Genomic DNA, 16,160 nt, shown 5'->3' on the forward strand with positions numbered 1-16,160 from the left:
CGACCGCAGGTCCGTACCACCACCCACGGTCTCGCGGACCCCGGGCGGCGGCCGGGCTGTCCGGCATGTCCGGGGTAAGAAAGCCCGTGGGCGATCACACTTCGACGGCCGCCCGCCGCGGACTACCATCAGCTCATGACCCGAGTACTGCTCGCCGAGGACGACGCGTCCATCTCGGAGCCGCTGGCCCGCGCACTGCGCAGGGAAGGCTACGAGGTCGAGGTGCGCGAGGACGGCCCCACCGCGCTGGACGCCGGAATGCAGGGCGGCGTCGACCTGGTCGTGCTGGACCTCGGTCTGCCCGGCATGGACGGCCTGGAGGTGGCCCGGCGGCTGCGCGCCGAGGGCCACGCCATTCCGATCCTGATCCTGACCGCGCGCGCCGACGAGGTGGACACCGTCGTCGGCCTGGACGCGGGCGCGGACGACTACGTCACCAAGCCCTTCCGGCTGGCGGAGCTCCTCGCCCGGGTCCGGGCCCTGCTGCGGCGCGGCGCGTCCGAACCGCAGCAGCCGCCCGCCACGCACGGCGTGCGCATCGACGTCGAGTCGCACCGCGCGTGGATGGGCGAGGAGGAACTCCAGCTCACCGCCAAGGAGTTCGACCTGCTGCGGGTCCTGGTGCGCGACGCGGGCCGGGTCGTCACCCGCGACCAGCTGATGCGCGAGGTGTGGGACACCACCTGGTGGTCGTCGACCAAGACCCTCGACATGCACATCTCCTGGCTGCGCAAGAAGCTCGGCGACGACGCGGCCAACCCCCGCTACATCGCCACCGTGCGGGGTGTGGGTTTCCGCTTCGAGAAGAGCTGACCGCTGCGCCGGGGCCGGCCGGACGACGCGCCACCATCGACCCGGCTCGTGCGGGACGCGCGTCCTCGGCCGGTCGGGTGCCGGTCGCGCAGTTCCCGCACCCCCTGAGGGCGTCGTGCAAACCGCTCTCGTCACGTCACCGCCCCGGAGGGCACCGTGCGCCGCCGTCTGATCCAGTCCACCCTCGCCGTGGTGCTCGTCGTCATCGCGGTGTTCGGGGTGTCCCTCGTCATCGTCGAGACCCGCACGATCAGCAACAGCGCCCAGGAGCGGGTCGACTCCGAGGCACTGCGGCTGGCGAGCATCGTGGACAGCCGGCTGGTCGGCTCGGAGAACGTCACCCCGGCGATCCTGCGCGACCAGGTCACGCAGGACCGTTACGCCGAGATCCGCATTCCCGGCCGGCCGGTCATCGAGGTCGGGACCAAGCCCACCGGCGACGTCATCAAGGCACACGCCAGCGGCGAGGAGGGCGAGACCGTCCTGGTCCAGGAGCCGCGCTCCACGGTGACCCGGGAGGTCGGCCGCACCCTGCTGATCATCGCCCTGGTGGCGCTGCTCGCGGTGGTCGCCGCGGTCCTGCTGGCCATCCGTCAGGCCAACCGCCTCGCCTCCCCGCTGACCGACCTCGCCGAGACCGCCGAACGCCTCGGCTCGGGCGACCCGCGCCCCCGCCACAAGCGGTACGCCGTCCCCGAGCTGGACCGGGTCGCCGACGTCCTCGACTCCTCCGCGGAACGCATCGCCCGCATGCTCACCGCCGAACGGCGGCTCGCGGCGGACGCCTCCCACCAACTGCGCACCCCCCTGACGGCCCTCTCCATGCGCCTGGAGGAGATCACCCTCACCGACGACCCCGACACGGTGAAGGAGGAGGCCACGATCGCCCTGACCCAGGTGGAACGCCTGACGGACGTCGTCGAACGGCTGCTGACCAACGCCCGGGACCCGCGCACCGGCTCCGCCGTCACCTTCGACCTCGACGAGGTCATCCAGCAGCAGCTCGCCGAGTGGCGGCCCGCCTACCGGGGCGACGGCCGGGCCATCGTCAGCTCCGGCAAACGCCATCTGCGCGCGGTGGGCACGCCCGGTGCGGTCGCCCAGGTCCTGGCCGCCCTGATCGAGAACTCCCTCATGCACGGCGGCGGCACGGTGGCGCTGCGCACCCGGGTCACCGGCAACCAGGCCGTCGTCGAGGTGACCGACGAGGGACCGGGCGTCCCCGCCGACCTGGGGGCCCGCATCTTCGAGCGGGCGATCAGCGGCCGCAACTCCACCGGCATCGGTCTGGCCGTGGCCCGCGACCTGGCGGAGGCCGACGGCGGCCGTCTGGAGATGCTCCAGGCGCAGCCCCCCGTCTTCGGCCTGTTCCTGTCCCGCACGGCACCGCAGACGCGCACGGCGAACGACGGGGAACCGACCGTCAGGTGAGGGCAGCGGGCCGCCCCGCGGGCTCGGCGGCCCCGCACGCCCGGCGGCCCCCGCGGCCCAGGCCGGTACCCGGCAGGCTCAGCCGACCCGCTGCGAAGCCTTCGACGCGGGCCTGCGGGCCTGCTCGGCCACCGCGCGGAACGGCTCCGCGCCGGGAGAGAGCTCCGTCACCGGCAGCGTCCGGAAGACCCAGGTGCGGTAGGACCAGAACCGGAACAGCGTCGCGACCCCGATGCCGACGAACTTGAACACGTTGTTCTGCAGCTGGCTGTCCCAGCCGAAGCCGTACGTCGCCACGAACAGCAGCCCGTTCTCGATCACCGCGCCCACCGCGCTGAACAGCAGGAAAAGCGTCAGTTCCCGGGTTCGCCCGCCCTTGTCGCGGTCACGGTAGGTGAAGTAGCGGAACCCGACGTAGTTGAAGAGGATCGACACGAACGTCGCGAGCAGACTGGCCCGCACCACCGGCAGGTCGGTGAGATGGCGGACGAGGTTGAACACGCCGAGGTTGACCAGCAGGCCCGCACCGCCCACGGCTCCGAACTTGGCCAGCTCGTGAACGAGCCTCTTCAGCCCCGAGGAACCATGCGCCATGGTCGTACAGGCCCCCGTCCGGGTTCGGTTTCGTCAACCCAGCCATGCTAACCACCACTCCTGCAGGTTTCCTGTGGTCCCGCTCACCGGACAGCGTCCGACGGGGCAGATGCGGCGATACGGCGGGTATGGGCGCGGGTATGAGCAGGGAAAGGCCCGGGTAAGAGGCGCGGGATCCGGCCGCGGTGGCGTGGCCGATACCCTGGGGGCGTGACGTTCCCGGTAGTCGGCATGGTCGGCGGGGGGCAGCTCGCTCGTATGACACACGAGGCGGGCATCCCGCTCGGCATCAGGTTCAAGCTCCTCAGTGACACCCCACAGGATTCCGCGGCGCAGGTCGTGAGCGATGTCGTCATCGGCGACTATCGCGATCTCGACACGCTCCGCGAGTTCGCGCGCGGGTGCGACGTGATCACCTTCGATCACGAACACGTTCCCACCGAGCACCTCAGGGCGCTGGAGGCGGACGGCATCCCCGTCCGCCCGGGCCCCGACGCGCTGGTGCACGCCCAGGACAAGGGGGTGATGCGCGCCAGACTCGACGCGATCGGCGTCCCGTGCCCACGGCACCGGATCGTGACCGACCCGGCCGACGTGGCCGCCTTCGCGGCCGAGGGCGACGGCTTCCCGGTGGTCCTGAAGACCGTCCGCGGCGGTTACGACGGCAAGGGCGTGTGGGTCGTCGACTCCGCCGACGAGGCCGCGGACCCCTTCCGGGCCGGCGTCCCCGTCCTGGCCGAGGAGAAGGTCGACTACGTGCGCGAGCTCGCCGCCAACGTCGTGCGCTCCCCGCACGGTCAGGCGGTCGCGTACCCGGTCGTCGAGTCCCAGCAGGTCGGCGGCGTCTGCGACACCGTGATCGCCCCGGCCCCCGGCCTGGACGAGGCCCTCGCGCTGCGGGCCGAGGAGATGGCCCTCAGCATCGCCAAGGAACTCGGCGTCGTGGGCCACCTCGCGGTCGAGCTGTTCCAGACCCGCGACGGCCGCGTCCTCGTCAACGAGCTGGCGATGCGCCCGCACAACTCGGGCCACTGGTCGATGGACGGCGCGATCACCTCGCAGTTCGCCAACCACGTCCGCGCGGTCCTGGACCTCCCGCTCGGCGACCCGCGCCCGCGCGCCCCCTGGACGGTCATGGTCAACGTCCTCGGCGGCGACTACCCGGACATGTACTCCGCGTACCTGCACTGCATGGCCCGCGACCCCCAGCTGAAGATCCACATGTACGGCAAGGACGTGAAGCCCGGCCGCAAGGTCGGCCACGTCAACACCTACGGCGACGACCTGGACGACGTCCTCGAACGCGCACGTCACGCAGCCGGTTACCTGAGAGGCACGATCACCGAATGAGCCCTGCCCTCCCGTCGCCCGACCACCACCCCTCAACGAGCGCTGACGCGCCCCCCCTGCCCTTGGTCGGCATCGTCATGGGGTCGGACAGCGACTGGCCCGTCATGGAGGCCGCAGCCCAGGCCCTCGACGAGTTCGAGATCGCGTACGAGGTCGACGTCGTCTCCGCGCACCGCATGCCGCGCGAGATGATCGCGTACGGCCAGCAGGCGGCCGGACGCGGCCTCAAGGCGATCATCGCGGGCGCCGGCGGCGCGGCCCACCTGCCCGGCATGCTCGCCTCCGTGACCCCGCTGCCGGTGATCGGCGTGCCCGTGCCCCTGAAGTACCTGGACGGCATGGACAGCCTGCTGTCCATCGTGCAGATGCCGGCCGGCGTGCCCGTCGCGACCGTCTCCGTCGGCGGCGCGCGCAACGCCGGCCTGCTGGCCGCCCGCATCCTCGCCGCGCACGACGAGGAGCTGCTCGCCCGGATCGTCGAGTTCCAGCAGGAGCTCAACGACCAGGCCAGCGAGAAGGGCAAGCGTCTGCGGGCCAAGGTCGAGGGCTCGAACGGCTTCGGCTTCGGGAAGTGACGGGCGACGTGAGCGAGTCGACCTCACTGGCCGCCGCCCGCGAGCTCCTGCGCGAGTTCCCGGTCGCCGACGGTCACAACGACCTGCCCTGGGCGCTGCGCGAACAGGTCCGCTACGACCTCGACGCCCGCGACATCGCCGCCGACCAGCACGCCCACCTGCACACCGACATCCCCCGGCTGCGCGCGGGCGGGGTCGGCGCGCAGTACTGGTCGGTGTACGTGCGCTCCGACCTGCCCGACGCGGTCCCGGCGACGCTGGAGCAGATCGACTGCGTCCGGCGGCTCGTCGCCCGCCACCCGCGCGACCTGCGCGCGGCGCTGACGGCCGCCGACATGGAGGCGGCCCGCGCGGAGGGCCGGATCGCCTCGCTGATGGGCGCGGAGGGCGGACACTCCATCGCCAACTCGCTGGGCACACTGCGCGGGCTGTACGCGCTCGGCGTGCGCTACCTGACGCTCACCCACAACGACAACGTGGACTGGGCGGACTCGGCGACCGACGAGCCCGCGGTCGGCGGTCTGTCCGCCTTCGGCCGCGAGGTCGTGCGCGAGATGAACCGCGAGGGCATGCTGGTCGACCTCTCGCACGTGGCGGCGACCACCATGCGGGACGCGCTCGACGCGACGAGCGCGCCGGTGATCTTCTCCCACTCCTCCGCGCGGGCGGTCTGCGATCACCCGCGCAACATCCCGGACGACGTCCTGGAGCGGCTGCCCGCCAACGGCGGCATGGCGATGGTGACGTTCGTGCCGAAGTTCGTCCTTCAGGAGGCGGTCGACTGGACGGCCGCGGCCGACGACAACATGCGCGCCCGCGGTTTCCACCACCTCGACACCACCCCCGAGGCGATGAAGGTGCACCGGGCCTTCGAGGAGAACCGCCCCCGCCCGATCGCCACCGTCGCCACGGTCGCCGACCACCTCGACCACATGCGTGAGGCCGCCGGCGTCGACCACCTCGGCATCGGCGGCGACTACGACGGCACGGCGTTCACCCCCGAGGGGCTGAACGACGTCTCCGGCTATCCCCGCCTGATCGCGGAGCTCCTCGACCGCGGCTGGTCGGCCGCCGACCTCGCCAAGCTGACCTGGCGCAACGCCGTGCGCGTGCTGGGCGCGGCCGAGGACGTGGCCCGGGACCTGCGGACCACGCGCGCGGCGTCCCACGCGACGATCGGGTCGCTGGACGGCTGACCCCGTCCGACGCGGGCGGGGGTTGGCCGCCCTCGCCCGCGTATCCCCGAACGCCCTGTCCACCGGGAGCTTGCCGACGGCCTCCGGCTACCGGCACCTGATCGCCGAGCTGCTGGGCCGCGGCTGGCCGGAGACCGACATCGCCCCTGCTTGACCTGGGGCAACGCGCAGCGCGTGCCGCGCTGGGCCGACTTCGCGGCCCGGGCGAGTACCCCGAGTGTCCTGCGGGGGCGTCCGGGCCGGCTGCTCCACGCGGTGGCGTCCGGGCCGGCCGGTTCACGCGTGGTCGATGCGGCAGAGGCAGAAGGGATGGCCGGCCGGGTCGGCGTACACCTGGAAGTCCTTCTTCTCGCGGTCCTCCAGGTCCAGCGGGCGGGCTCCCAGCGCCAGCACCCGCTCGTGGGCGGCGTCCATCTCCTCCCAGGTCGCGCCGCCGTCGAGGTCCAGATGGAACTGCTGCGGGTTGCGGTCCGCGCGTGGCCATTCCGGCGGGGTGTACCCCTCCACCTGCTGGAAGGCGATCCTGGGTCCGTCGGGGACGCGCAGGACGATCCAGTCGTCCTCGCCCTCCTCGCCCTCCCCGGCATCCAGCGAGCCGCCCAGGACCGCCGCGTAGAACCCGGCGAGCGCGCGCGGATCGGGACAGTCGAGGACGACGGAACGAAAACGGGCCACGGGCGGCATGGAACCCTCCTGGATCGGCACGAGCACGGGCAGAACGGGTGCCCGGCCGGATCGGCGTACACACGCCACCCGCGCGAGCCGTCCTCCGTGTCCGCGGCCCCGGCCGGGGCCGCCGGTGCTCGCAGGTCCGCGGGCCCGCGGACCCGCGCCACGATGCGCCGGTCCCGGTCGAAGCAGTTCACCGGCCGTCGCACAGGCCGGTGGTGCAGAATGCAGGAAGACGCCGGTTCGGCCGACTGAGCCTCGGCCGAACCGGCGTCGCCCGCCGCGGCTGCGAGGCCCCTCTTGCCGGCGCGGCCCCGGTGCCCCCTGCCGGACCGGGCTCGGGTGTCAGGCCGTCGGGCGGCCCATCCCCCGGTAGGTCCAGCCGGCCTTGCGCCACAGCTGCGGGTCGAGCGCGTTGCGGCCGTCGAGGATCAGCCGGGTCGTCGCGACCTCACCGAGCGCCGCCGGGTCCAGCTCGCGGAACTCACGCCACTCGGTGAGATGCAGCACCGCGTCGGCGCCCCGCACGGCCTCGAGCGCCGAGGGGGCGTAACCGAGGGTGGGGAAGAGCCGGCGGGCGTTGTCCATCCCCTTCGGGTCGTACACCGTGACCTGACCGCCCTGCAGATGGATCTGCCCGGCCACGTTGAGCGCGGGGGAGTCCCGGACGTCGTCCGAGTCGGGCTTGAAGGTGGCGCCGAGCACGGCGATCCGCCGGCCCAGGAAGGACCCGCCCCCAAGCGCCTGCCGGGCGAGCTCCACCATCCGGCCCCGCTGGCGCATGTTGATCGAGTCGATCTCGCGCAGGAAGGTCAGCGCCTGGTCGGCCCCGAGCTCACCGGCCCGGGCCATGAAGGCGCGGATGTCCTTGGGCAGGCAGCCGCCGCCGAAGCCGATCCCGGCCCGCAGGAACTTCTTGCCGATCCGGTCGTCGTAGCCGATCGCCTCGGCCAGCTTGGCGACGTCGCCGTCGGCCGCCTCGCACACCTCCGCCATGGCGTTGATGAAGGAGATCTTGGTGGCGAGGAAGGAGTTCGCGGACGTCTTCACCAGCTCGGCCGTGGGGAAGTCCGTGACGACGAACGGCGAGCCCTCCCCGAGGGGCGTCTCGTACACCTGCCGCAGCAGCGCCTCGGCCCGCTCGCTGCGCACGCCGACGACGATCCGGTCCGGGTGCAGCGTGTCCTGCACCGCGAAGCCCTCCCGCAGGAACTCCGGGTTCCAGGCGAGCTCGGCGTCCTCACCGGCCGGCGCGAGCTCGGCGATCATGCGGGCCAGCCGGTCCGCGGAGCCCACCGGCACGGTCGACTTGCCGACGACCAGGGCGGGCCGCGTCAGATGCGGGGCGAGCGAGGCGAGGGCGGACTCGACGTACGACATGTCGCACGCGTACTCGCCGTGCTTCTGCGGCGTGTTGACGCAGACGAAGTGGACGTCGCCGAACGCCCCCACCTCGGCCCAGTCCTGGGTGAACCGCAGCCGCCCGCTGGATCCCTCGAACCCGGCGACGTGCCGGCGCAGCAGCTCCTCGAGACCCGGCTCGTACATGGGCGTCTCACCGCGCTCGAGCATCTCGATCTTCTCGCGCACCACGTCGAGAGCGAGCACCTCGAATCCCATCTCGGCCATGGCCGCGGCGTGCGTGGCGCCGAGATAGCCGGTGCCGATCACGGTGATGTTGAGGGCCATGAATGCTCCTGGGGGATGCCGGTCGCTGCGCGCCCGAGCATAGTCGGGGCGTGCGGACGCTCTTCACCGGGCAGATCCCGGGGCGGGACCCCTGTCGCCAAGGTCACGTATCACCAGGCTCGGCGGCGCTTTAAAATTTGAGTTACTTAACGGTAATTAGCACGGTGACCGCAGCGTCTTTGGAGCGTGAGACACCTTGGCCGGATCGGCTGATTTCGACCTGTACCGCCCGTCCGAGGAGCACGACATGCTCCGCGACGCCATCCGCTCGCTCTCGGAGGCGAAGATCGCGCCGTTCGCCGCCGCGGTGGACGAGGAGGCACGCTTCCCGCAGGAGGCGCTGGACGCGCTGGTGGCCAGCGACCTGCATGCCGTGCACGTCCCCGAGGAGTACGGCGGCGCGGGCGCCGACGCCCTCGCGACGGTCATCGTGATCGAGGAGGTGGCCCGCGTCTGCGTGTCCTCCTCGCTGATCCCCGCGGTCAACAAGCTGGGTTCGCTCCCGGTGATCCTCTCCGGTTCCGAGGACCTGAAGAAGAGGTACCTTTCGCCGCTCGCCAAGGGCGACGCGATGTTCTCGTACGCGCTCTCCGAGCCGGACGCGGGCTCGGACGCCGCCGGCATGAAGACCAGGGCGGTCCGCGACGGCGACCACTGGATCCTCAACGGTGTGAAGCGCTGGATCACCAACGCCGGCGTGAGCGACTACTACACGGTCATGGCCGTGACGGACCCGACGAAGCGCAGCAAGGGCATCTCCGCCTTCGTCGTCGAGAAGTCGGACGACGGCGTCTCCTTCGGTGCGCCGGAGAAGAAGCTCGGCATCAAGGGCTCCCCGACCCGCGAGGTCTACTTCGACAACGTCCGCATCCCGGCCGACCGCATGATAGGCGAGGAGGGCACCGGCTTCGCGACGGCGATGAAGACGCTCGACCACACCCGCATCACGATCGCCGCCCAGGCCCTCGGCGTCGCCCAGGGCGCCTTCGACTACGCCAAGGGCTACGTCCAGGAGCGCAAGCAGTTCGGCAAGGCCATCGCCGACTTCCAGGGCATCCAGTTCATGCTCGCCGACATGGCCATGAAGATCGAGGCCGCCCGCCAGCTGACCTACGCGGCGGCCGCCAAGTCCGAGCGCCTGGACTCCGACCTCACCTTCCAGGGCGCGGCCGCAAAGTGCTTCGCCTCGGACGTGGCGATGGAGGTCACCACGGACGCCGTCCAGCTCCTCGGCGGCTACGGCTACACCCGCGACTACCCGGTCGAGCGGATGATGCGCGACGCGAAGATCACGCAGATCTACGAAGGCACGAACCAGGTCCAGCGGATCGTGATGGCGAGGAACCTCCCCTAGCAGGGTTTATGCAGGTCAGAAGCTGTTTCGACGGTCCGGAGGGGTATCCTCGGCTTTCTGTCCGTCGCGGCCCGATCAGGGCCGTTGCCGGGCGTCACGCTGGCGGAATCCTGGGCGGATGCCGGGCTGAGAACAGCCAATGACCTGCACAGACAACACAGCCTCCGGCGCGCTGCCGGGGGCTGTCGTCGTACCCGGATCAGGCGACCTCCGTCGCACGGGCCACTGACACCTCCGACAACGGAAAGCACCTTCTTCGATGACCGCACGACCCCTACGCACCGAGCGCAGCGGTCCACTGACCGCTTCCGTCGTGACCGACCTGCCGTTCAAGCCTCAGCTCGTCAAGGCGGTGTTCCGGGGCGTGACCTCGTTGCACGTCTCCCGGTCGGCCGCGTGGAGCGCCGCGTCGGTGACGCGGACCGTGCTGACGGAGATCATCGAGGGCGCGAGAAGCGCGGCGGCCGAGGAGGCCAGGAAGAGGCTGGTTCCCAGGGACCTCATCTCGGCGATCGACCGGAACGTCGAGGTGGAGGTGGGATCGGAGTGGTACCTGCACAGCCCGACCTTCCACGGCCTGATGGGCGAGGTGCGCGACGCCGATGGCGCGCTCGTGTCCCTTCGTGAACGCCGCGGGGCGCGTACACCGAGTGGTGTGGCCGGCGCCCACCGGTTCGAGGCCGGGGTGAGGAGGCTGCTGGGGAGCCGGGGGGTGAGGGCGGTCCCGGCGATGGTCCGCGACCTGGACGGGATCGCGAGCGTGTTCCTGACGGCCCTGGCCCGGGACGCGGCCATGGTCGTCCGCGAGGGCGGGGTCAAGCGGTTCGGGACGGTCAGTCTGGTGGTGCCGGGCGAGCCGGCCCCGGCCCCGCTGCTGAAGGATCCCCTCCTCGCCCTGTCCACCCGTCGCGGGGACGGGCGGACCGTCGGCGGGGACGACGTCCTGGCCGCCGTCACGATGCAGCTGATCGGCGGTCTCAGACAACGCGCCATCACCGAGGCAGCCGAGATGACGCGGAACACGTCGCCCTGGGCAGACTGCTGAAGTTCATGGGGAAATGCTGGGGCGGGCTCCTCGGGGAGGGGTGTTCGTGCAGGTCAGGGCCGTATGACGGGTAAAGCGCGCAGATTTGTGAAGGCACGAACCAGGTCCAGCGGATCGTGATGGCGGGGAACCTGCCTCAAAGGCGTCCGCTCAGGAAGGAAGGCCCCGGCGGGCGCGTCGGAACCCGAGGCCGAGCAAGGCGTGCCGGGGCTTTCATCGCGCGGTGCCTCAGTCCTCGAGTCCCTCCGAGATCCGGCGCTCGCGCAGTTCCATGATCGCCCGGCGGCGGGCCAGGCGGTGGGTGCGGCGGATCTGGGCCTCCTGGAAGCGCCGCCTGTCGCGTTCCGTCTCAGGAAGGACCGGCGGGACCGTGCGCGGCTTCCCGTCGGCGTCGACGGCGGCGAACACCAGGTAGGCCGAGCCGACCTGGGTGGCCGGTGCGGACTCGTTCCAGCGTTCGGCCAGGACCCGCACGCCGACCTCCATCGACGTCCGGCCGGTCCAGTTGACCTGCGCCTTCACATGGACGAGGTCGCCGACGCGGACCGGCTCCAGAAACGCCATCTCGTCCATCGACGCGGTGACGGCGGGGCCACCGGAGTGCCGGCCGGCCACGGCGCCCGCCGCGTCGTCGACGAGCTTCATGATCACACCGCCGTGCACCGTGCCGAGGAGGTTGGTGTCGTTGTGGGTCATGATGTGGCTGAGGGTGGTGCGGGACGCCGACGTGGGCTTGCCCGGGATGTCCGGGGTGCTGCCCGAGTCCGCTGCGGTGACCTGGTCTGTCATGTCCTCCACCTTATGGTGCGGGGGACAAGCCGGGACTTTGTGTCAGCTTGGCAACAGCAGGGCCCTGATTCTCCGACGGCCCTTGTCCGGCATACAGCACTGCCCTGCACACTGGTCCGCATGAACGATTGGCCCGAGGGATGGTCCGACAGGGACCGCGGCAACCGGTACGGCGGCGGCAGCGCGAACGCGCAGCCCGAGAGCCCGCGAGTCATGCGGCAGGTCCGCCGCGGCCCGGCCGCGCCGCCGCAGGGCGCCGGCGTCCCGCCGCAGCCGTCGTACGTCAACGGCCAGGGATACGGCGACTACACCGACGCCCGCCAGACCGGATACGACAGCGGCTACAACACGGGCCAGGTCTACGGCGGTGACGGCGGCGACGGCGGGGGGAGCGGCGGATACGCCGACGGTGGGCCGCGGCCCGCGCCGAACTGGCGCCGCCGTGTCAAGTGGACGGCGATCACCGTCGTGACCGTGCTGGTCGTGACGACGGTGGGTACCTACTTCTGGGCCGACGGGAAGCTGAAGCGCGAGGTCGACCTGTCGAAGGTCATCGACCGGCCCGAGGGCGGCGACGGCACCAACTACCTGATCGTCGGCTCCGACAGCCGCGAGGGCATGTCCGCCGAGGAGAAGAAGAAGCTGCACACCGGCTCCGCCGAGGGCAAGCGCACCGACTCGATGATGATCCTGCACGTCGGGTCGGGCGGCGACACCCTGATCTCGCTGCCGCGCGACTCGGACGTCGAGCTCCCGACGTTCGTCGGTTCCGAGTCCGGCAAGACGTACAAGGGCACCGGCCGGCACATCAAGCTGAACGCCGCGTACGCCACGGACGGCCCCGAGCTGCTGGTGCGCACGATCGAGTTCAACACCGGCCTGCGCATCGACCACTACGTGGAGATCGGCTTCGCCGGCTTCGCGAGCATCGTGGACGCGGTCGGCGGCGTCGAGATCACCATCGACAAGGCCTTCAAGGACAAGTACTCCGGCGCCGACTTCCAGGCGGGCAAGCAGAAGCTGAACGGCGAGGAGGCGCTGGCCTTCGTCCGCACCCGCCACGCGTTCGCCGCGTCCGACCTGCAGCGCACCAAGAACCAGCAGAAGTTCCTCGCGGCCCTCGCCCACGAGGTGGCGACCCCCGGCACGGTCCTGAACCCCTTCAAGCTGTACCCGACGATGGGCGCCGGCCTCGACTCGCTCATCGTCGACAAGGACATGGGGCTGTACGACCTCGGGTCCATGTTCTTCGCGATGAAGGGCGTCAACGGCGGCGACGGCACCTCGCTGAACATGCCGATCTCGGGCTCCTCCGGCGGCAACCTCGTCTGGGACAAGGCGAAGGTGAAGCAGCTGGTGAACGAGCTGAACAACGACGAGAAGGTCACCGTCACGGGCAACTGACCCGGACCGGCCCGGACCTCCCGCTCGAGGAAAGGGGCGCCCGCACCGGGCGCCCCTTTCCGTGTGCCGGCCGCGGGTGCCGATCCCGTGGTCCGGCCCGCGTTCCGGCGGCGTCGCGTCACATCGTGGCGCCGGCCATCGTGCGGCACATCTCGGCGCAGCGGCGACAGGACTCCGCGCAGCGCGTCATCTGAGGATCGTCCGGCATGGCCATACACGCCTCGGCGCACATGTCGCACGCCTTGGCGCACATCGCGCACATCTCGGTCGCCATGGGCGAGCGCCGCATCATCATGTCGGCGCACATGCGGGTGGTCTCGGAGCAGTCCAGCAGTGCGCGCATGATCTGCATCTGGGCCTGGCCGCCCATCTGCATGCAGGAGCTCATGGTCTCCTCGCACATGCTGTGGCAGGACATGCAGGCCTCGACGCAGTCCTGCATCTGGCTGCTCATGGCGTTCATGGTTCCGGGCTGGGTCATGGCTCCTCCTGGTGGTGAGGGGCCCGTGCGGAAATGAGGGGGCGCCGGGCGGGCCCGATGCGTGCCCTTCCGTCCTACGCCCTCCCACGCGCCCCCGCCATCGGAGCCCCGTCGGCACCGGCGAGGGGGACCTTCGCGACGCACCCCCTAGGAGCAGCCCACCTCGTCGCCGCGTAGGACGGTGAACTCCGCGTGCTCCGGGTCGGTGGCCCGGACCGTGCGCACGCCCCGGAAGTCCGCCCCGGCGGTCACCTTCAGCGTCGGCCCGAGCCCCTTGACGGCCCGCAGCTCACTGTGCGGCAGGGCGGTCGCGAGGGACTTCGCGGAGCGGTCCCAGCGCGGGTCGTAGGCGACGACCGTGCGCCGGACGGTCGGGTCGGCCGCGCTCACCGGCTGCCCGGTCGTGCGGAAGCCCGTCGCCGCGAGCGCCGCGTCCACCCGCCTGCCGAGTCCCGTGGTGCGCGTGCCGTTCTCCACCTGGACGCGGACCTGCTGCGGCGCCACCTCCACGCGCGCGACCCGGCGGTCGAGCCGCCGGGCGTGCGCGGCGAGGGGCTTGTCGTCACGCAGGGCCCGGAAGAGGCGCCGCGACTTCACCGGGTCCCACTTCAGCGTCGAGCCGATACCCTTCACGAAGTACCCCATCTGTCCGATGGGGACGGTGACGAACTCGGAGGAGGACGGGGAGAAGGTGCGCATGGCCCGCCCGAGGTCCAGCAGTTCGTCCGCGCCGAAGCCCCGGTCGGCCCGGACCGAACCGAGCACCGCCCGGGTCACGTCGCGAAACCTCAGCGGGTTCAGCAGCACCCCCGAGGAGGTGGCCCGGTCCAGCAGGGCCGCCAGGAAGCGCTGTTGACGCTTCATCCGGCCGAGGTCGGAGGAGGCGTCGGCGTGCCGTGAGCGCACGTACTGCAGGGCCTCGCCGCCCTCGAGGGTGTGCACGCCCGGCTCCAGGTCCAGGCCGGTGTACGTGTCCTTCAGGTGCGTCGCCGTGCAGATCTTCACGCCGCCGAGAACGTCCACGGTCTTCATGAAGCTGGTGAAGTCGACCTCCAGATAGTGGTCGATCTTGACGCGCGTCATGTTCTCGACCGTGCGGACGGTCAGCTGCGGACCGCCCTCCGCGTAGGCCGCGTTGATCCTGATGGGGTGGCCGCGGTGTTCGTTGCCGGTGACCTGGTCGGTGTGCGGGGGCGTCTCGGCGTAGGAGTCGCGCGGGAGGCTGACCACGCTGGCCCGCTCCCGGTCCTCCGAGACGTGCAGGATCATGATGGTGTCGGTGCAGTGGCAGGGCGCCCCGCCCAGGCGGTACCGGCGGCGCTCCGCCGCGCTGATCCGGTCGCGGCCGTCGGTGCCGACCAGCAGCACGTTCATGCCGTGGCCGGCCCGCGGGCGGTTCTTCATGTCCTTGAAGGGGTCGACCCGGGCGATACCGGCGTCGAGGCTGCTGATCACCGAGTGGCCGATGCCCGCGGAGGCGAGCAGCACCACCGAGAGCGTGGTCGCCGCCCGCGCGGCCCAGCGGGGACGCCGGCGTCGGGCGGGAGGAGGGGGCACGCGGCGCTGCGGGCGGGGGCGGCGCGGGGACCGGGGCGGTGTGGCGGACATGGGGGCACCTCCGGGCGGCGGCCGTGGGTGGGGGAAGCCGTTGGAACGGTAGGCCCATACGATCTGCCGACCGGTGCAGCACACCCGGCGGGGCCGGTGCTGTCCCCCGTTCGCGGTAACGTGAGCCCCCTATGAACGCCAAGCCCGACGTGCAGCTCCCCGCCGTGTCCGTCATCATGCCCGTCCTCAACGAGGAGCGGCATCTGCGCGGAGCAGTCCAAGCGATCCTCGCGCAGGAGTACGCAGGCGAGATGGAGGTCGTGATCGCCATCGGTCCGTCCACGGACCGGACGGACGAGATCGCCGCCCAGCTCGTCGCGGAGGACTCCCGCGTGCACACGGTCCCCAATCCCACCGGGCGCACGCCCGCCGCGCTGAACGCCGCGATCAAGGCCTCCCGCCATCCGATCGTCGTCCGCGTCGACGGGCACGGGATGCTCTCGCCGAACTACATCGCCACCGCCGTGCGGCTCCTGGAGGAGACCGGCGCGCAGAACGTCGGCGGCATCATGCACGCCGAGGGCGAGAACGACTGGGAGCACGCCGTCGCCGCGGCCATGACGTCGAAGATCGGGGTCGGCAACGCCGCCTTCCACACGGGAGGGCAGGCCGGTCCCGCCGAGACCGTGTACCTCGGTGTCTTCCGGCGCGAGGCGCTGGAGCAACAGGGCGGTTACAACGAGGAGTTCATCCGCGCCCAGGACTGGGAGCTGAACTTCCGGATCCGGGAGGCCGGCGGTCTCATCTGGTTCTCGCCGGAGCTGCGGGTGTCCTACCGGCCCCGGCCCAGCGTGAAGGCGCTCGCCAAGCAGTACAAGGACTACGGGCGTTGGCGGCACGTCGTGGCCCGCTACCACGAGGGCTCCATCAACCTGCGCTACCTCGCCCCGCCCACGGCGGTGTGCGCGATAGCCGCCGGGATCGTGGTGGGCGCCGCGCTCACCCCGCTGGGCTTCGTGATCCCCGGCGGCTACCTCGCGGCGATCGTCGCCGGGTCGCTGCCGGCCGGCCGGGGTCTGCCGGCGAAGGCGCGGCTGCAGATTCCCCTCGCTCTCGCCACCATGCACATGTCGTGGGGCCTCGGCTTCCTGACCAGCCCGAAGGCGCTGGCCCGGAGGGTCATCGCGTCCCGGCGGCCGGCGGTCCTCAGCGATAGGTGAGG

The 16,160-nt window shown here is 71.4% G+C and carries 16 protein-coding genes and 1 pseudogene; 10 read left to right on the plus strand and 7 right to left on the minus strand.

Annotation, left to right across the window (positions count from 1 at the left end):
- The first annotated feature begins 135 nt into the window (after window positions 1–135).
- Together C6376_RS13365 and C6376_RS13370 are read left to right on the plus strand one after the other, a co-directional pair.
- Complete coding sequence (locus tag C6376_RS13365; protein WP_107443623.1) at window positions 136–813, plus strand: response regulator transcription factor; 678 nt, start codon at window positions 136–138, stop codon at window positions 811–813.
- Between the two features lie 156 nt (window positions 814–969).
- Window positions 970–2,244 (plus strand): ATP-binding protein, encoded by a 1,275-nt coding sequence (locus C6376_RS13370; RefSeq protein WP_107443624.1) that lies wholly within the window; start codon window positions 970–972, stop codon window positions 2,242–2,244.
- A 78-nt stretch (window positions 2,245–2,322) separates the two neighbouring features.
- On the opposite strand, the gene C6376_RS13375 is transcribed toward C6376_RS13370, so the two are convergent.
- Window positions 2,323–2,838 carry a GtrA family protein gene (locus C6376_RS13375; RefSeq protein ID WP_107443625.1) on the minus strand — a complete coding sequence of 172 codons (516 nt, stop codon included), beginning with the start codon at window positions 2,836–2,838 and terminating at the stop codon, window positions 2,323–2,325.
- Window positions 2,839–3,048: 210 nt separating this feature from the next.
- Here C6376_RS13375 and C6376_RS13380 point away from each other — a divergent pair, with 210 nt between their 5' ends.
- The 4 genes from C6376_RS13380 (at window position 3,049) to C6376_RS46120 (ending at window position 6,113) form a co-directional block, all read left to right on the plus strand.
- Window positions 3,049–4,188, plus strand: a complete 1,140-nt coding sequence (locus C6376_RS13380; RefSeq protein WP_173985634.1) for a 5-(carboxyamino)imidazole ribonucleotide synthase — start codon at window positions 3,049–3,051, stop codon at window positions 4,186–4,188.
- Window positions 4,189–4,265: 77 nt separating this feature from the next.
- Window positions 4,266–4,763, plus strand: a complete 498-nt coding sequence (gene purE, locus C6376_RS13385) for a 5-(carboxyamino)imidazole ribonucleotide mutase (protein WP_107448944.1) — start codon at window positions 4,266–4,268, stop codon at window positions 4,761–4,763.
- 8 nt (window positions 4,764–4,771) lie between these two features.
- Window positions 4,772–5,959: a dipeptidase gene (locus tag C6376_RS13390; RefSeq protein WP_107448945.1), complete on the plus strand. Its 1,188-nt coding sequence runs from the start codon at window positions 4,772–4,774 to the stop codon at window positions 5,957–5,959.
- A gap of 22 nt (window positions 5,960–5,981) precedes the next feature.
- Window positions 5,982–6,113: a hypothetical protein gene (locus C6376_RS46120; protein WP_301554693.1), complete on the plus strand. Its 132-nt coding sequence runs from the start codon at window positions 5,982–5,984 to the stop codon at window positions 6,111–6,113.
- A gap of 122 nt (window positions 6,114–6,235) precedes the next feature.
- On the opposite strand, the gene C6376_RS13400 is transcribed toward C6376_RS46120, so the two are convergent.
- The 3 genes and pseudogenes from C6376_RS13400 to C6376_RS13410 all read right to left on the minus strand — a co-directional run bounded on the left by C6376_RS13400 (window position 6,236) and on the right by C6376_RS13410 (window position 8,317).
- Window positions 6,236–6,643 (minus strand): VOC family protein, encoded by a 408-nt coding sequence (locus tag C6376_RS13400; RefSeq protein WP_107443627.1) that lies wholly within the window; start codon window positions 6,641–6,643, stop codon window positions 6,236–6,238.
- A 17-nt stretch (window positions 6,644–6,660) separates the two neighbouring features.
- Window positions 6,661–6,735, minus strand: a pseudogene (locus C6376_RS46390) (VOC family protein); the annotation flags it as partial.
- 238 nt (window positions 6,736–6,973) lie between these two features.
- On the minus strand, window positions 6,974–8,317 hold the full coding sequence (locus tag C6376_RS13410) for a UDP-glucose/GDP-mannose dehydrogenase family protein (RefSeq protein WP_107443628.1): 1,344 nt from the start codon (window positions 8,315–8,317) through the stop codon (window positions 6,974–6,976).
- A gap of 196 nt (window positions 8,318–8,513) precedes the next feature.
- Here C6376_RS13410 and C6376_RS13415 point away from each other — a divergent pair, with 196 nt between their 5' ends.
- Both C6376_RS13415 and C6376_RS13420 read left to right on the plus strand, forming a co-directional pair.
- Window positions 8,514–9,671, plus strand: a complete 1,158-nt coding sequence (locus C6376_RS13415; RefSeq protein WP_107443629.1) for an acyl-CoA dehydrogenase — start codon at window positions 8,514–8,516, stop codon at window positions 9,669–9,671.
- A 259-nt stretch (window positions 9,672–9,930) separates the two neighbouring features.
- A complete protein-coding gene (locus C6376_RS13420) occupies window positions 9,931–10,716 on the plus strand; it encodes a hypothetical protein (RefSeq protein ID WP_107443630.1) in 786 nt (261 codons plus the stop codon).
- A 228-nt stretch (window positions 10,717–10,944) separates the two neighbouring features.
- On the opposite strand, the gene C6376_RS13425 is transcribed toward C6376_RS13420, so the two are convergent.
- Window positions 10,945–11,505, minus strand: a complete 561-nt coding sequence (locus tag C6376_RS13425; protein WP_107443631.1) for an acyl-CoA thioesterase — start codon at window positions 11,503–11,505, stop codon at window positions 10,945–10,947.
- A 120-nt stretch (window positions 11,506–11,625) separates the two neighbouring features.
- On the opposite strand from C6376_RS13425, the gene C6376_RS13430 reads away from it, so the two are divergent.
- Window positions 11,626–12,909: an LCP family protein gene (locus C6376_RS13430; RefSeq protein ID WP_107443632.1), complete on the plus strand. Its 1,284-nt coding sequence runs from the start codon at window positions 11,626–11,628 to the stop codon at window positions 12,907–12,909.
- A 118-nt stretch (window positions 12,910–13,027) separates the two neighbouring features.
- On the opposite strand, the gene C6376_RS13435 is transcribed toward C6376_RS13430, so the two are convergent.
- Window positions 13,028–13,390 carry a four-helix bundle copper-binding protein gene (locus C6376_RS13435; RefSeq protein WP_107443633.1) on the minus strand — a complete coding sequence of 121 codons (363 nt, stop codon included), beginning with the start codon at window positions 13,388–13,390 and terminating at the stop codon, window positions 13,028–13,030.
- Between the two features lie 147 nt (window positions 13,391–13,537).
- Complete coding sequence (locus tag C6376_RS13440; protein ID WP_107443634.1) at window positions 13,538–14,998, minus strand: LCP family protein; 1,461 nt, start codon at window positions 14,996–14,998, stop codon at window positions 13,538–13,540.
- A 131-nt stretch (window positions 14,999–15,129) separates the two neighbouring features.
- Between C6376_RS13440 and C6376_RS13445 the strand changes: the two genes are divergently transcribed.
- Entirely contained in the window at window positions 15,130–16,158 is a 1,029-nt protein-coding gene (locus C6376_RS13445; RefSeq protein WP_107443635.1) for a glycosyltransferase family 2 protein, read from the plus strand.
- The last annotated feature ends 2 nt before the right edge of the window (window positions 16,159–16,160 follow it).

This window comes from Streptomyces sp. P3 (assembly GCF_003032475.1).
Lineage (GTDB): Bacteria > Actinomycetota > Actinomycetes > Streptomycetales > Streptomycetaceae > Streptomyces.

What these genes read in the sequence shown, in the direction of transcription:
- C6376_RS13365 (WP_107443623.1), top strand. Translation starts at nt 136, where the DNA reads ATGACCCGAGTACTGCTCGCCGAGGACGACGCGTCCATCTCGGAGCCG.
- C6376_RS13420 (WP_107443630.1), top strand. Translation starts at nt 9,931, where the DNA reads ATGACCGCACGACCCCTACGCACCGAGCGCAGCGGTCCACTGACCGCT.
- C6376_RS13375 (WP_107443625.1), bottom strand. Translation starts at nt 2,838, where the DNA reads ATGGCGCATGGTTCCTCGGGGCTGAAGAGGCTCGTTCACGAGCTGGCC.
- C6376_RS13435 (WP_107443633.1), bottom strand. Translation starts at nt 13,390, where the DNA reads ATGACCCAGCCCGGAACCATGAACGCCATGAGCAGCCAGATGCAGGAC.
- C6376_RS13410 (WP_107443628.1), bottom strand. Translation starts at nt 8,317, where the DNA reads ATGGCCCTCAACATCACCGTGATCGGCACCGGCTATCTCGGCGCCACG.
- C6376_RS13440 (WP_107443634.1), bottom strand. Translation starts at nt 14,998, where the DNA reads ATGTCCGCCACACCGCCCCGGTCCCCGCGCCGCCCCCGCCCGCAGCGC.
- C6376_RS13400 (WP_107443627.1), bottom strand. Translation starts at nt 6,643, where the DNA reads ATGCCGCCCGTGGCCCGTTTTCGTTCCGTCGTCCTCGACTGTCCCGAT.
- C6376_RS13445 (WP_107443635.1), top strand. Translation starts at nt 15,130, where the DNA reads ATGAACGCCAAGCCCGACGTGCAGCTCCCCGCCGTGTCCGTCATCATG.
- C6376_RS13425 (WP_107443631.1), bottom strand. Translation starts at nt 11,505, where the DNA reads ATGACAGACCAGGTCACCGCAGCGGACTCGGGCAGCACCCCGGACATC.
- purE (WP_107448944.1), top strand. Translation starts at nt 4,266, where the DNA reads ATGGGGTCGGACAGCGACTGGCCCGTCATGGAGGCCGCAGCCCAGGCC.
- C6376_RS13430 (WP_107443632.1), top strand. Translation starts at nt 11,626, where the DNA reads ATGAACGATTGGCCCGAGGGATGGTCCGACAGGGACCGCGGCAACCGG.